Raw genomic sequence first — 13,188 nt, 5'->3', positions numbered from 1 at the left:
TTCATACAGTACAATCAGGCGATTAGAAGAACACTTTGAAGCGATCGCCATCGTCCATGAAAGCCTTTTCAGCAAAAGGCTGTTCGTTCGAGCCGAACGGCATCTGTGCGCGGAGCTTCCACGAAGCCGGAACGTCCCAAGCCTTAGCGACTTCGTGGTCGATCAGCGGGTTGTAGTGCTGAAGGCTGGCACCAATGCCGGCGTTGGCGAGCGCGGTCCAGACCGAATGTTGCGCCATACCGCCCGACTGTTCGGACCAGACCGGGAAGTTGTCAGCGTAAAGCGGGAAGTTTTCCTGAAGACCCTTAACGACGTTCTGATCTTCATAGAACAGAACCGTACCTGCACCGGCGGAGAAGCTGTCGATTTTGGCTTCGGTCTGGGCGAAAGCGTCGGCAGGGACGATCTGGCGAAGTGTTTCCTTCACGATGTTCCACAGCCTGTCGCTCTCGGCGTCAAACAGGATCACAGCGCGCGAGCTCTGCGAATTAAACGAAGACGGCGTGTGCTTGACCGCTTCACGGATCAGCTCGGCGGTGTCTTCATTCGACAGCGGAAGGGACTTGCCCAGAGCGTACTGTGTGCGGCGCTTCTTGATGGAATTCAGCAGGGAATTGTTCATTATTCTGTCCTGTGTTTCAGCGGTCCAACAGGCTGTCTGGCTTGGGATTTTCAAGACAACCTCATGAATGATGTTGAGGGAAATATTGTTATTTTGGCTGTCGAAGCCAGCCCGTGTTTCTGAAACACACTGTCAACGATCCGTTGCTAGCCGGGTTTTACTGTTTACATTTTGATCGTTGCATCCATGCGCTGTCCGCGCCTGCAGGCGTCTGAACAGGGCAACCTTCCCAGCTTTATGGGGTTTACAAGGGCGATTGTTTATTGGAATCTAACTAAAACAGTGGGATTTAAAAACGATAGTTTGACGACGCGCTTTTCTTATCGTTGTCGTGAAAAGGGACGAGGTCACGATAGTTTGAAGTCATTCATTATCATCGGAGCGGGCGCAAGCGGCATCATCCTGGCTGCACAATTGCTTCGGCGCTCACCAGATTCGACTGTGCGGATTTTCGAGCGTTCAGGTCAATTAGGGGCAGGCATCGCATACGCGACGGAAAACCCGAGCCATCTTCTCAATGTCCGCGCCAGCAATATGAGCGCATATCCCGATCAGCCGGATCATTTCCTGAACTGGTTGCAGTCGAGCGACATTGCCGCTCCCGGCCATTTGTGGGAACCGCACAGTTTTGCACCACGCAAACTCTACCGCTCCTATCTGAAGCATCTCATCGCGCCTTATCTTTCTGACGATGATACACGTTTGAAGGTTGAAAAGACCGGCGTCGTCGATGTCGCGCTGAAGGACGGCAGACCAGCCGTTACCGCTGAGACAGGAGACACGTTCACTGCCGATACGGTGATTGTGAGCACGGGCAACGAAGCCGCCATCGCGAAATCCGGCAATCACGTTACGGAATACTGGTCGAGCAATGGCTATTTCGATGTGCCGACAGATGCGCCGGTGACGATATTCGGCACAGGTCTGTCGATGATCGACAGCGTCCTGTCGCTGCTCGACAACGGGCATCGTGCGGAAATCTATGCGATTTCGCGCCGTGGGCTTCTTCCTGCGGTTCATGCCCCTGCGCAAGCTTTCCCTGTCGAGGCAGACGATCTCCCGGTATCGCTGGGCCTTTCCAAGCTTGTGCAGCACGTGCGTGCCATGATGACGGAAGCGGAAAAAACCGGTTCCGGCTGGCGTGGCGTGATGGATGGTCTGCGTCCGCATACACAACATATCTGGGCGAGCCTGCCGACGTCGCAGCGCCGCAGCTTCCTCCGTCATCTGCGTCCTTGGTGGGATGTGCACCGGCATCGCATGGCACCGGCTGTCGCAAAGCGTATTGAAGCTGCCGTGAACAGCGGCCAGCTCAAAGTCGCGGCAGGCCATCTGGTTTCGGTGCGCGACCAAGGCGGCGAGATTGAAGTCCGTTATCGCCCTCGGCGTAGTGAGCATGTCGAAAAACTGCAGGTATCGACGGTTATTGATTGTCGTGGCGGCAATCCACGTTTTTCGACAACCCGCAATGCGGCGCTGATTGGTCTCATGGAACATGGCTTGGCCCGACCGGATGCACTCGATCTCGGTTTTGACGTCACACGGGATCTGCAGATTCTCAATAAGCGAGGAGAGCCATCCGGTCCGTTTTACGGTATCGGACCTGTTACGAAAGGCGCGTTCTGGGAGGTTACTGCCGTACCGGACATTCGTGTTCAGGCCGAACGGCTATCGGCGATTTTGCTTGAAGGATGAAGCCGCATCTGCGGTAAAATTCATGGCAAGTTTCGTGTCATCCGGCTGAAAGATTTTCGGGTCAGTATGGCCGACAGTCAGGCGTCGCGGTTCGCAGCGGTTGATAAATTATAGATTTTTCGGCGCAGGGAACAATAAAATGATTCAAATCTATGCGATAAGCCATTGAAAGCTATTGCCATAATGTTCCGTGGCCGGTCATAATAAGGCCATCGGAATATATGATTCCTCACTACAACTTGCCGGAGCGATTCTGTTGCTGTTTTCTTGAGCGGTGCCTGCTTCGGATCAACCTTGATTTCGGCTAGGAGGCCTGTGGCGCATGACGATGGACGGCAGAATGCTTTTCCTGCTTGTCCTTCTACCATTCTTGGCAGCGCCATAACCGGCTTATTCAGAGGGGCGGATCGTAGCGGTTCGGCCTGGTTTACGGCAGCGATTGCGCTTGTTGCCTTTATTGTCACCGCCAGCCTTTATCCCATCGTGTCGGATGGCAAGGTGCTTCATGGCACTGTGGAATGGCTTCCGGCCTATGGCCTCAATGTCACCTTCCGAATGGATGGCTTCGCCTGGCTTTTCGCGATGCTCATCACGGGTATCGGCCTGCTGGTCGTCATTTATGCGCGTTATTACATGTCGCCCGAAGATCCCGTGCCGAGGTTCTTCTCGTTCCTGCTGTCCTTTATGGGATCGATGCTCGGCGTAGTTCTATCCGGCAATCTGATATTGCTCGCCGTGTTCTGGGAGCTGACCAGCATCTTCTCGTTCCTGCTGATCGGCTATTGGTATCACAATGCCAGTGCCCGCGACGGCGCGCGCATGGCGCTGACCGTGACGGGTATCGGTGGTTTCTGTCTGCTGGCAGGCGTTCTGATCCTCGGCCATATTGTCGGAAGCTACGATCTCGACACAGTTCTGGCAGCGGGGAACATCGTTCGGACACATCCGCTTTATAGCGTGGCGCTTATTCTGATCCTGCTCGGTGCTTTTACGAAAAGCGCGCAGTTTCCGTTCCACTTCTGGCTTCCCAATGCGATGGCAGCGCCGACGCCTGTTTCTGCCTATCTGCATTCGGCCACCATGGTGAAGGCCGGAGTCTTCCTGCTGGCGCGCCTGTGGCCGGTTCTCAGCGGAACGGAAGAGTGGTTCTGGATCGTCGGTTCGGCAGGGCTGATCACGCTTCTGATTGCCAGCTTCTTCGCAGTTTTCCAGCAGGACCTCAAAGGGCTGCTTGCCTATTCGACCATCAGTAACCTTGGTCTGATTACCGTTCTGCTTTCTCTTGGCAGCCCACTTGCTGCGGTTGCCGCGATCTTTCACATGGTCAACCATGCGATTTTCAAGGCATCGCTGTTCATGGCTGCGGGCATCATCGATCATGAGACCGGCACGCGCGACATGCGAAAGCTGAGCGGGCTGTTGCGCCCCATGCCGTATACGGCAACGCTTGCCATGGTCGCGAGTGCGGCAATGGCAGGCGTACCGTTGCTCAACGGCTTTATTTCCAAGGAAATGTTCTTCGCTGAGGCGGTGGAAACGCACATGGCGTCGTGGCTTGATACGATCACGCCCTATGTCGCCACGATTGCCGGTATCTTTACGGTCGCCTATTCGGTGCGCTTTATTTATTCGACGTTCTTCGGGCCACCACCGCATGACCTGCCGCATGAGCCGCACGAACCGCCGCACTGGATGCGTCGTCCCATTGAACTTCTGGTGCTGCTTTGCCTGTTGATCGGCGTCATTCCGGGCCTTTCCATCGGACCGTTTCTGCATTCGGCAGTTCTGTCGGTGCTGGGCAAGGCGACGCCTGAATATAGTCTCTCGGTCTGGCACGGATTCAACCTGCCGCTGATGATGAGTATCGTCGCCATGATCGGCGGTATTCTTCTGCACTGGATGCTGAAAAACTATCTTGCCACCAGTGAAGACGGTCCCCCCTTATTCCGGCATTTGCAAGGGCAGCGCATTTTCGAACGTGTTCTCGTGACCTTGTCATGGAACTGGGCACGTAAGGCAGAATCCTTCCTCAGCACGCGTCGTCTGCAGCCGCAGCTCCGTATCGTGGTTGCGGTGGCCGTCCTTGCAGCTGCCTGGCCGATTTTCGTTTCCGGCTTGCAGTCAGGTTCGCTTGGCGCCCAGCCCGTGGACCCGATTTTTGCCGGACTTTGGATACTTGGTGGTGCCTGTGCTATCGGCGCGGCCTATCAGGCCAAGTACCACCGACTTGCGGCGTTGATCCTCCTCGGAGGGGCGGGGCTCGTTACCTGCATCACCTTCGTCTGGCTGTCCGCGCCCGATCTTGCTGTGACCCAGTTGCTGGTCGAGATCGTCACCACTGTTCTGCTGCTGCTCGGGCTTCGCTGGCTGCCGAAGCGTTGGGAGGATCCTGATCCGCTCCCGGTGCAGATAGGTCCGCGCATCCGCCGTTATCGCGACTTGCTGCTTGCAATCGGCAGCGGGGCAGGGGTCGCTGTCATCGCCTATGCTGTTATGACGCGTATTTCGCCCAGCAGCATCGGCGACTATTTCCTCGAAAACGCCTATTCAGGCGGCGGTGGCAAGAATGTCGTAAACGTCATTCTGGTCGACTTCCGTGCTTTCGATACGTTTGGCGAAATTGCCGTCCTCGGTATTGTGGGCCTCACGGTTTTTGCGCTCCTGCGTCGTTTCCGTCCTGCCCCTGACACAACCGGATCGACAGCCCAGCAGAAAATCCAGGACGCTTATGACGAGGCAGCGCCTGACCGCAAGGCAGGTGAAACACTGGCCGATTATCTGGCCGTGCCGTCCGTCATCATGCAATGGCTGTTCCCGGTTATCATTGTGCTGGCAGTGCATCTGTTCCTGCGCGGTCATGATCTGCCAGGCGGCGGATTCGCGGCCGGTATTACGCTCGCAATTGCATTTTTGCTGCAATATCTGGCGTCTGGTGCACGCGTGGTCGAGGACCGCTTGCGCATTCTGCCATTGCGCTGGATCGGGCTCGGACTGCTGTTTGCAGCGGCAACAGGTGCTGGGTCGTGGTTCTTCGGCTATCCGTTCCTCACCACATTTTTCCAATACACGGAAATACCGCATATCGGAAAAATGCCGACAGCCAGCGCCCTGCTGTTCGATCTTGGCGTCTTCACCCTCGTGGTTGGCGCTACCGTGCTGGTTTTGATTGCACTCGCACACCAATCACTCCGTAAACACCGTGTCGAGAAGCTGGCCGCAACGAAGGAGGAGAACTGATGGAACTCGTTCTTGCTCTGGCAATCGGCGTGTTGATGGCATCCGGCGTATGGCTCATTCTTCGCCCGCGTACCTTTCAGGTGGCAATCGGCCTGTCGCTGATTTCCTACGCGGTCAATCTCTTCATCTTTTCGATGGGACGCTTGCGCACGAATGCTGCCCCGGTGCTCGATAGCGGTGTTGACGTTCAGGCCGCACAATATACCGATCCGGTACCACAGGCGCTCGTACTGACCGCCATCGTCATCGGTTTCGCAATGACCGCACTTTTCCTTGTCGTGCTGCTCGCTTCGCGCGGGTTGACGCGTACGGACCACGTAGACGGCAAGGAGAACTGATGTTGGACTGGAAAACGCACCTCATCGTTGCTCCAATCATTCTGCCGCTCGTCACGGCAGCAATCCTGCTGCTGTTCGATGAGCGCAAGCGCAAGCTCAAGATGGCCATCAACTCCATCTCGACATTGGGTTTGATCGCGATTGCCATCACGCTTGCTGGCATGGCGAGCGACAAGGCGCCTGACGCTCTGGTTTACCTGATTGGCAACTGGCCTGCACCGTTCGGCATCGTGCTGGTTCTGGATCGTCTCGCGGCCCTTATGCTTGTGCTGACTAGCTTGCTCGGCATGGCTTCACTCAGCTTCGCACTTGCGCACTGGCACAAGGCCAGCCCGCATTTCCATACAATCTTCCAGCTTTTGCTGATGGGGCTGAACGGCGCATTTCTGACTGGTGATCTGTTCAACCTCTTCGTGTTCTTCGAAGTGATGCTGGCGGCATCCTACGGCCTGGCGTTGCATGGGTCAGGTCCGGCGCGCGTAAAGGCCGGCATGCATTATATTGCCGTCAATCTCGTCGCGTCGTCTCTGTTTTTGATCGGCGTCAGCCTGATCTATGGCGTGACCGGCACCTTGAATATGGCCGATCTTGCACAGAGAATTCCGCAGGTCGCAGCTGAAGATCGTATGCTGCTTGAAGCAGGTGCTGCGGTTCTGGGCGTTGCATTCCTCGTCAAGGCAGGCATGTGGCCCCTCAATTTCTGGCTTGCGCCAACCTATACGGCAGCAGCAGCACCGGTGGCGGCGGTCTTCGCCATCATGAGCAAGGTCGGCATTTACGTCCTTCTGCGCCTGTCGCCGCTGATGTTCGGCATCGGTGCCGGTTCTTCCTATGGTTTCGGCAATGACTGGCTCTATTTCGGTGGAATGGTCACGCTTGCCTTCGGCCTGATCGGGGTGGTCGCATCGCAAGCAATGGGACGTCTTGCCAGCTACAGTATCCTCGTGTCTTCCGGCACGTTGCTGGCTGCCATTGGCAGCGGTAACACCGCCATGACCGGCGCCGCGCTGTTCTATATGGTGAGTTCCACGCTTACCATCGCGGCTTTTTTCCTGCTGATTGAACTGATCGAACGCGGTCAGGATGCGGCTGCAAACGTTCTCGCCGTTACCATGGAAGCCTATGGTGACGATGAGGAGGAAGAAGACGAAGACGAAGTCGGCGCAGTACTGCCCGCAACCCTTGCCGTTCTGGGAACGTTTTTCGGCATTTGTGCGATATTGCTGATCGGCCTGCCGCCATTCTCTGGATTCATTGCCAAATTCCTGATCCTGGCAGCGGTTTTCAACGGCGACAGTCCGACACCGCAGCTCGCAATGCCAGTCAGTCCGGCAAGCTGGGCTTTGGTCGCGCTCCTTCTGCTGTCTGGTCTTTCAGCGCTGATCGCGATGACACGTACCGGCATTCGCACTTTTTGGGCATCGCTCGAAGGCAACGTGCCACGCGTTCTGGTCCGGGAAGTCGTGCCGATTGCGGGGCTTCTGGCAATCTGTCTGGCGCTGACAATCGCTGCCGGTCCGGCGATGAGTTATATGGATGAAACGGCGCGTTCGCTGCACAATCCCGCATCCTATATCAGCAGCGTACTCAACGCGCCGCGCGCAGGCACCGAAACGGAGGGGGCTCAATGAAAAAAATCCTGCCTTACCCGCTTCTGTTCGCCTCGCTGCTCCTGTTCTGGTTGCTTTTGAACGGCTTCACACGGGCACAGCTCCTGCTTGGCGCGATCATCGCGCTCGTGGCGTGTCTCATCATGACGGCCCTGCAACCGCAGAAGAACCATATTCGTTCGATCCCGACGATGCTCTTGCTGTTCGGCACCATGAGCTACGACATCCTGCAATCCAATATCGCGGTGGCAGGTATCATTCTGTCGCGCAAGCGCAAGCGGCGTCCCGGCTTTGTCGTTATCCAGCTCGATCTGGAAAACCGGACCGCTCTTGCCGTTCTCGCCTGCATAATCACAGCGACGCCGGGCACGGCCTGGGTGGATTACAACGCTGCAAGGCACGAACTGACCATCCACGTACTCGATCTGGATGATGCGCAGGCGTGGCGGGACACGATCAAGGGAAGATATGAGCAGCCGCTCATCAAGATATTCGGAGCGGCGGACGTCATGGAAAAGGAGAAATCCGCATGAGTGCAGTCATTATCTTCTGGTCCCTGCTTGCTGCTCAGCTGATGCTTCTTGGCGCTCTGGCTTGTGTGGTTTATCGGCTGCTTGTAGGCCCGCGTGCGCAGGATCGCATTCTTGCGGCCGATGCGCTCTACCTCAACGCGCTGCTTCTCCTGATTACGTTCGGCATACGCACGGGCAGCATCATTTATTTCGAGACGGCGCTGATTATCGCTCTTCTGGGTTTCGTTGCCACCGTGGCGCTTTCAAAATTCCTCATGCGCGGGGAGGTGATCGAATGATCAATGCAGGTGAACTTCCCGTATGGGCCGCTGTGATCATTGCGTTTTTTCTGGTCTCCGGCGCCTTCCTGACACTCGTCGGATGCATCGGACTCGTCCGCTTCAAAAGCTTTTACGAGCGTGTTCACGCCCCCACGCTTGGCTCGTCGTTTGGCGCTGGCGGAATCTTGATCGCGTCGATCATATTTTTCTCCATCTTGCAATCGAAGCCGATTCTGCATGAAGTGCTGATTACCGTCTTTGTGGTCGTCACAACGCCGGTAACGCTCATGCTGCTCAGCCGCGCCGTGATCCATCGCGACAGAACGCAGGACAGCAAGGAGCTGCCTTCATCTTCCGACCCGCTATAGGTCTGTAGGTATCATGCTTGAAGGTGCGGAGAGGGCGGAAAGCTTGCGTTTTCCGTCGCACCAAATGGGGAAATTCGCTGCTCCGTCATGGAAGCAGCGGCTGTTGCTTCCGGGCTGACCGGAGACCTGTTTTGGAGTTCGCTTCAAGACCGGCTATCCTGCCGATCGGAAACATTATCTGCCATTTGCCGAATCTCTGGCTTGACTGCCTACCGACTGCGGAGCGGAAGCGGTGGCCTATCGTGTTTTCGGGCATTTGGAGGAGTGTCCGGGGCTGCGGCCAATTGTCCATTCGGGCTTTCGCCCGGGACAAACGGATTGAAGGTTCAAGCCATTTGAATTATCTGAATTTCAGTAATTTCTGAAAGTTCAGAATTTACGGGAGAGAGAATTTTGGAATTGTCGCCAATCGTTCAGTCGTTCGTGCTCCACTTCGGAGAAATGGGCAGCCGTTGGGGCATCAACCGCACGGTGGGGCAGATCTATGCACTGCTTTACGTGTCGCCTGAGCCTCTTTGCGCTGACCAGATCGTCGATGCTCTCGGTGTGTCACGTTCGAATGTGTCCATGGGTATTCGTGAATTGCAGGGCTGGAATCTGGTACTGCTGAAGCACATTCCCGGTGATCGCCGCGATTTCTTCACGACGCCCGACGATGTGTGGCAGATTCTGCGCACGCTCGCTGAAGAGCGCAAGAAGCGCGAGATCGATCCCACGCTCTCGGTTCTGCGTGAAATCCTGATGGAGCAGCCGAAAGGCGACAGCGATCTTTATGCGCAGGATCGCATGAAGGACATGTACGGCCTGATCGAAAGGCTGACCAACTGGTACGACGACGTCAAGCGACTCGATACCGACCGTTTGACAAGTCTTCTGGCGCTTGGCGCCAAGGTGACCCGCTTCCTTGAAACCACGGACAGGATCGTGGCGCTCGGACGCGGGCGAACATCGGCCAAAAAGGAGCCTAAGAGAGAGTGACGTCCGTTGTCCCCCGAACGGAAACTTTGACGGCAGAAGACGGCGAAGCGGCAAGCGACCAACAACGTTCGCGCCGCTCGCAGCGTCGTCCTGTTCCGTCTTTGCTGAAGCGGGGGGCATATCTTCAGGCGTTAGCCGCACTTTTGTGGCTGCCGCAAGCGGGCATTCTCGCATACGCAATCGGACGACTGGCCGACACCGGCTTCGATAATTCCATCTATTACAGCGCGGCGGGCATATTCGTTCTCGGCTGTCTGCGCAGCCTTCTTGATAGTGCAGGCGCTACCAAAGCTTTCGACGCCGCCCGACTGGAACTTTCCCGACTTCGAACCAATGCTGTTTCAGCGCTTGCGCAACGTTCACCGCTTGATGTGACGCGCCCGTCATCCGGTGAGGCGGCAAGTATTCTTGCCGAACAGGCGGAAATGGTCGTTCCCTATCTTTCGCGCTTTGTGCCGGCCCGCATCCGCGTGATGCTGATCCCATTCGCAATACTTGCCGTCGTACTCTGGTATTCCTGGGCTGCAGCACTTGTCCTGATGGTGGCCGCACCGCTGATACCGATCTTCATGGCATTGATCGGCTGGCGTGCAAAGGCCGCCAGCGAAAAGCAACTGACAGCCCTTGGCGGAATGAACGGCTTTCTGCTTGACCGTCTGCGGGGCCTTGCAACCATTCGCACATTCCATGCCGTGGACGCGACGGCGAACCGGCTGCGCCAGAACGCCGAAACCTTGCGTTCCAAGACGATGTCTGTCCTGCGCATCGCATTTCTGTCTTCGGCTGTGCTTGAACTCTTCGCTGCTATCGGCGTTGCCATGGTCGCGGTTTATATCGGCTTCCATCTGCTGGGCCAGCTCAACTTCGGAGCGTGGGGCCATAAGCTGACTTTGGCCGAAGGTCTTTTCGTCCTGCTTCTATCGCCTGCATTCTTCGAACCATTACGCGATCTTTCAGCGGTCTGGCACGACCGTGCATCGGGCGAAGCTTCAATTGATGCACTGGAAAAGCTGGCTGAACATCCGATGCCAATTGTCGGCAAGGTTGGAAGCCACGCAACAACTGGTGATGCTCCTACCGTAACTCTACACAATATCGACTTTGGTTATGGGACTGGGGGCAAGGTTCTCACCGCATTCAATCTCGATATTGCGGCAGGCGAGCACGTGGCTCTGCTGGCGCCGAGCGGCTATGGGAAATCGACTGTTCTGGCCCTTGTTGCCGGGCTGACGGCTCCTCAAACTGGCCAAATCGAAATCGGTGGAATCGGGTTGGCCGACGATACGGCAGAGGCGCTTCGCTCAAGGATGAGCTGGATCGGACAGAAGCCACATATCTTTGCCGGTTCTGCTCGTCAGAACATCACGCTCGGTCGGCAAGCCGATGTGGAAACCACCAAAGCCATCATTGATGACATGGCGCTCGGTCATGTTCTGGGTGTCACCGGCAACAGTCTCATCGGCGAGAACGGTGCGGGAATATCCGGCGGCGAAGCCCTGCGGCTGGCGCTGTCTCGAGCGGCAGTTGATCTCAATGCCGATATTATCCTGGCCGATGAACCTACAGCCCATCTTGACCAGGAAACCGCGAAGGTCATTGCCGACAGCCTTCTCAGGCTAGCCAAAGGCAAGACGCTCATCGTCGCTACCCATGACGAAACCCTTGCCCGCAGGATGGACCGTATCGTCCGTCTGGACGGCAGCGTGGATAACGATCCTGTCTGGCAGAGGAGGGCGGCAGAATGAACGGTTTTCAATCGTTGCAACCGATCCTGCGCCTCTTTTTCCGCACCAAGGGGACAGCACTTCTTGCCGGTATAGCGACGGCTACTGTAACGGTCCTTGCCGGTATCGCTCTTCTCGGCCTGTCAGGCTGGTTCATAACGGCAACGGCGATTGCGGGCTTGAGCATGGCGACGGCGGTTGTGTTCGATGTGTTCGCTCCTGCAGCCGGTATTCGTCTGCTGGCGATCCTGCGTACCGGTTCGCGTTATCTGGAGCGGCTCGTCACCCATGATGCAACGCTTGCGATCCTTGCCGCACTGCGCGAAAAGCTGTTCCGTAGCTGGGCGCGCCCGACCGCTGCAAACGCGCTATTGAAGCGCCCTGCGCGTCTTCTGTTCCGCCTGACGGCAGACATTGATGCACTCGACTCGCTTTATCTGCGCGTGGTGGTGCCTGTCGGTGCTGCACTCGCTACCGCGCTTGTGGCTGGCATCGCTCTCGGCCTGATGAGCCCCCTTTTCGGGTTGCTGGTTGCTCTTGTCCTGCTTGTTGCCGGTTTGGGCCTTCCGCTTGCTGCGGCTCGTCGTTCCGAAAAATCCATGCGACAACGTGCAAAAGGTACGGAAGCACTGCGCGCCCGCACTGTCGATCTCGTTGCGGGGCAGACTGAACTTCTTATGGCTGGGCGCCTCGAAGATCAGAAGCTGGCTTTGGTCCGTGCAGACGGCTATGTCGCCGCTTCGGATCGCAAGCTTAATCGCATAGAGATCGCTACCGGGGCTGGTTTCGGGATCGTTCATGCCGCATTGCTTGCTGGCGGCCTTGTTGCCGTTGGATTGTTGATGCAGTCAGGAATGATCGGCGCGCCCGTCGCAGCGCTCGGAATGCTTATCATTCTTGGTGCGATGGAGCCGTTTTCAGCATTGCGGCGCGGCGCGATGGAACTCGGGCGCACGATACTTGCTGCCAGACGGGTTGCACCTCAACTGAACGATGACGCTGAACTGGCTGCACCCAAAAAACCTGAGAATGGCGCAGCGGTTCATCTGAAAAACGTGTCGGTTCGTCACGGGGGCGCGGATCACGATGCCCTCAAAAACCTCGATCTCGATACTGCAGCGGGTGAGCGTATTGCCATCGTCGGCACAAGCGGCGCAGGCAAATCGACCTTGTTCAATCTCCTTGCCGGAGAAATTCCGGCCGATCAGGGCAGCGTTTCGGTTTTGCCCGCGCGCCTTCTCACGCAGCGGACAGAGCTATTTCAGGATAGTCTTCGCGACAATCTCCGGCTGGCGCGTGCCGATGCGAGCGATGATGAACTGATTGACGCTTTGCGGGCTGCGGGCCTTGGCGCGTTTATCGATGAATTGCCTGCCGGACTGGACGCAATGCTGGGCGAGGGCGGACTGGGGCTTTCGGGCGGGCAAGCACGTCGTCTGGCCCTGGCGCGGCTTTTCCTGACCGATGCGCCGCTCTGGCTACTGGATGAACCGACCGAAGGTCTCGATAACGCAACCGCACAGGATGTTCTCGATCGCCTCAAGGCGAGAGCAGGTTCGCGCGCATTGCTGATCGCAACGCATATCAGTCGCGAAGCGCGAATTTGCGAACGGATCATTGTTTTAAATCAAGGCGCTCTAGTTGAGTCTGTAGGTAAGAGTTCGCCGCGCTTCGGCGAAATCCTCGAAACCATGAGGTGAGCTGCGCGGACATGGAAATGATTTGAAGTCCGTGTCCATATCTGGACCAATATTTGAAATTGATGCGGAGTACGGTTTCCGGGAAGCCGCCGTATTCAAAAGGGGGCCGCGCTGAAGCGCCGC

At 56.8% G+C, this 13,188-nt stretch carries 10 protein-coding genes and 1 pseudogene; 10 read left to right on the top strand and 1 reads right to left on the bottom strand.

Features of this window, described 5'->3' with window-relative positions:
• Positions 1 to 22 precede the first annotated feature (22 nt).
• Positions 23 to 622: a nitroreductase family protein gene (locus LJ361_RS06555; protein WP_010658727.1), complete on the bottom strand. Its 600-nt coding sequence runs from the start codon at positions 620 to 622 to the stop codon at positions 23 to 25.
• Between the two features lie 357 nt (positions 623 to 979).
• Here LJ361_RS06555 and LJ361_RS06550 point away from each other — a divergent pair, with 357 nt between their 5' ends.
• The 10 genes and pseudogenes from LJ361_RS06550 (at position 980) to cydC (ending at position 13,065) form a co-directional block, all read left to right on the top strand.
• The gene (locus LJ361_RS06550) at positions 980 to 2,317 is read left to right on the top strand and encodes an FAD/NAD(P)-binding protein (RefSeq protein ID WP_264813036.1); all 1,338 of its coding nucleotides are present in this window, start codon (positions 980 to 982) and stop codon (positions 2,315 to 2,317) included.
• Between the two features lie 322 nt (positions 2,318 to 2,639).
• A pseudogene (locus LJ361_RS06545) lies at positions 2,640 to 5,554 on the top strand (monovalent cation/H+ antiporter subunit A).
• Positions 5,554 to 5,892 carry a Na+/H+ antiporter subunit C gene (locus LJ361_RS06540; protein WP_010658730.1) on the top strand — a complete coding sequence of 113 codons (339 nt, stop codon included), beginning with the start codon at positions 5,554 to 5,556 and terminating at the stop codon, positions 5,890 to 5,892. The pseudogene LJ361_RS06545 and the gene LJ361_RS06540 overlap by 1 nt, the downstream one beginning before the upstream one ends.
• A gap of 2 nt (positions 5,893 to 5,894) precedes the next feature.
• On the top strand, positions 5,895 to 7,523 hold the full coding sequence (locus LJ361_RS06535) for a monovalent cation/H+ antiporter subunit D (RefSeq protein WP_151615694.1): 1,629 nt from the start codon (positions 5,895 to 5,897) through the stop codon (positions 7,521 to 7,523).
• Entirely contained in the window at positions 7,520 to 8,035 is a 516-nt protein-coding gene (locus LJ361_RS06530) for a Na+/H+ antiporter subunit E (protein WP_264813034.1), read from the top strand. The genes LJ361_RS06535 and LJ361_RS06530 overlap by 4 nt, the downstream gene beginning before the upstream one ends.
• Complete coding sequence (locus LJ361_RS06525) at positions 8,032 to 8,313, top strand: K+/H+ antiporter subunit F (RefSeq protein ID WP_010658733.1); 282 nt, start codon at positions 8,032 to 8,034, stop codon at positions 8,311 to 8,313. Before LJ361_RS06530 ends, LJ361_RS06525 begins: the two co-directional genes overlap by 4 nt.
• Complete coding sequence (gene mnhG / locus LJ361_RS06520; RefSeq protein WP_010658734.1) at positions 8,310 to 8,663, top strand: monovalent cation/H(+) antiporter subunit G; 354 nt, start codon at positions 8,310 to 8,312, stop codon at positions 8,661 to 8,663. The genes LJ361_RS06525 and mnhG overlap by 4 nt, the downstream gene beginning before the upstream one ends.
• Before the next feature lie 393 nt (positions 8,664 to 9,056).
• Positions 9,057 to 9,641 carry a GbsR/MarR family transcriptional regulator gene (locus tag LJ361_RS06515; protein WP_012092941.1) on the top strand — a complete coding sequence of 195 codons (585 nt, stop codon included), beginning with the start codon at positions 9,057 to 9,059 and terminating at the stop codon, positions 9,639 to 9,641.
• On the top strand, positions 9,638 to 11,386 hold the full coding sequence (gene cydD / locus LJ361_RS06510; protein WP_151615656.1) for a thiol reductant ABC exporter subunit CydD: 1,749 nt from the start codon (positions 9,638 to 9,640) through the stop codon (positions 11,384 to 11,386). The genes LJ361_RS06515 and cydD overlap by 4 nt, the downstream gene beginning before the upstream one ends.
• Entirely contained in the window at positions 11,383 to 13,065 is a 1,683-nt protein-coding gene (gene cydC / locus LJ361_RS06505; protein WP_264813030.1) for a thiol reductant ABC exporter subunit CydC, read from the top strand. Before cydD ends, cydC begins: the two co-directional genes overlap by 4 nt.
• Positions 13,066 to 13,188: the final 123 nt, after the last annotated feature.

It is taken from the genome of Brucella sp. JSBI001, assembly GCF_026014005.1.
In the GTDB taxonomy this organism is placed as follows: domain Bacteria; phylum Pseudomonadota; class Alphaproteobacteria; order Rhizobiales; family Rhizobiaceae; genus Brucella; species Brucella anthropi.
The sequence above is the reverse complement of the archived record's forward strand: the minus strand, read 5'-3'. Positions and strand labels throughout refer to the sequence as shown.

Excerpts from the sequence above, each read along its gene's own strand:
- LJ361_RS06525 (WP_010658733.1), top strand. The coding sequence starts at position 8,032 with ATGAGTGCAGTCATTATCTTCTGGTCCCTGCTTGCTGCTCAGCTGATG.
- LJ361_RS06555 (WP_010658727.1), bottom strand. The coding sequence starts at position 622 with ATGAACAATTCCCTGCTGAATTCCATCAAGAAGCGCCGCACACAGTAC.
- cydC (WP_264813030.1), top strand. The coding sequence starts at position 11,383 with ATGAACGGTTTTCAATCGTTGCAACCGATCCTGCGCCTCTTTTTCCGC.
- LJ361_RS06530 (WP_264813034.1), top strand. The coding sequence starts at position 7,520 with ATGAAAAAAATCCTGCCTTACCCGCTTCTGTTCGCCTCGCTGCTCCTG.
- LJ361_RS06540 (WP_010658730.1), top strand. The coding sequence starts at position 5,554 with ATGGAACTCGTTCTTGCTCTGGCAATCGGCGTGTTGATGGCATCCGGC.
- mnhG (WP_010658734.1), top strand. The coding sequence starts at position 8,310 with ATGATCAATGCAGGTGAACTTCCCGTATGGGCCGCTGTGATCATTGCG.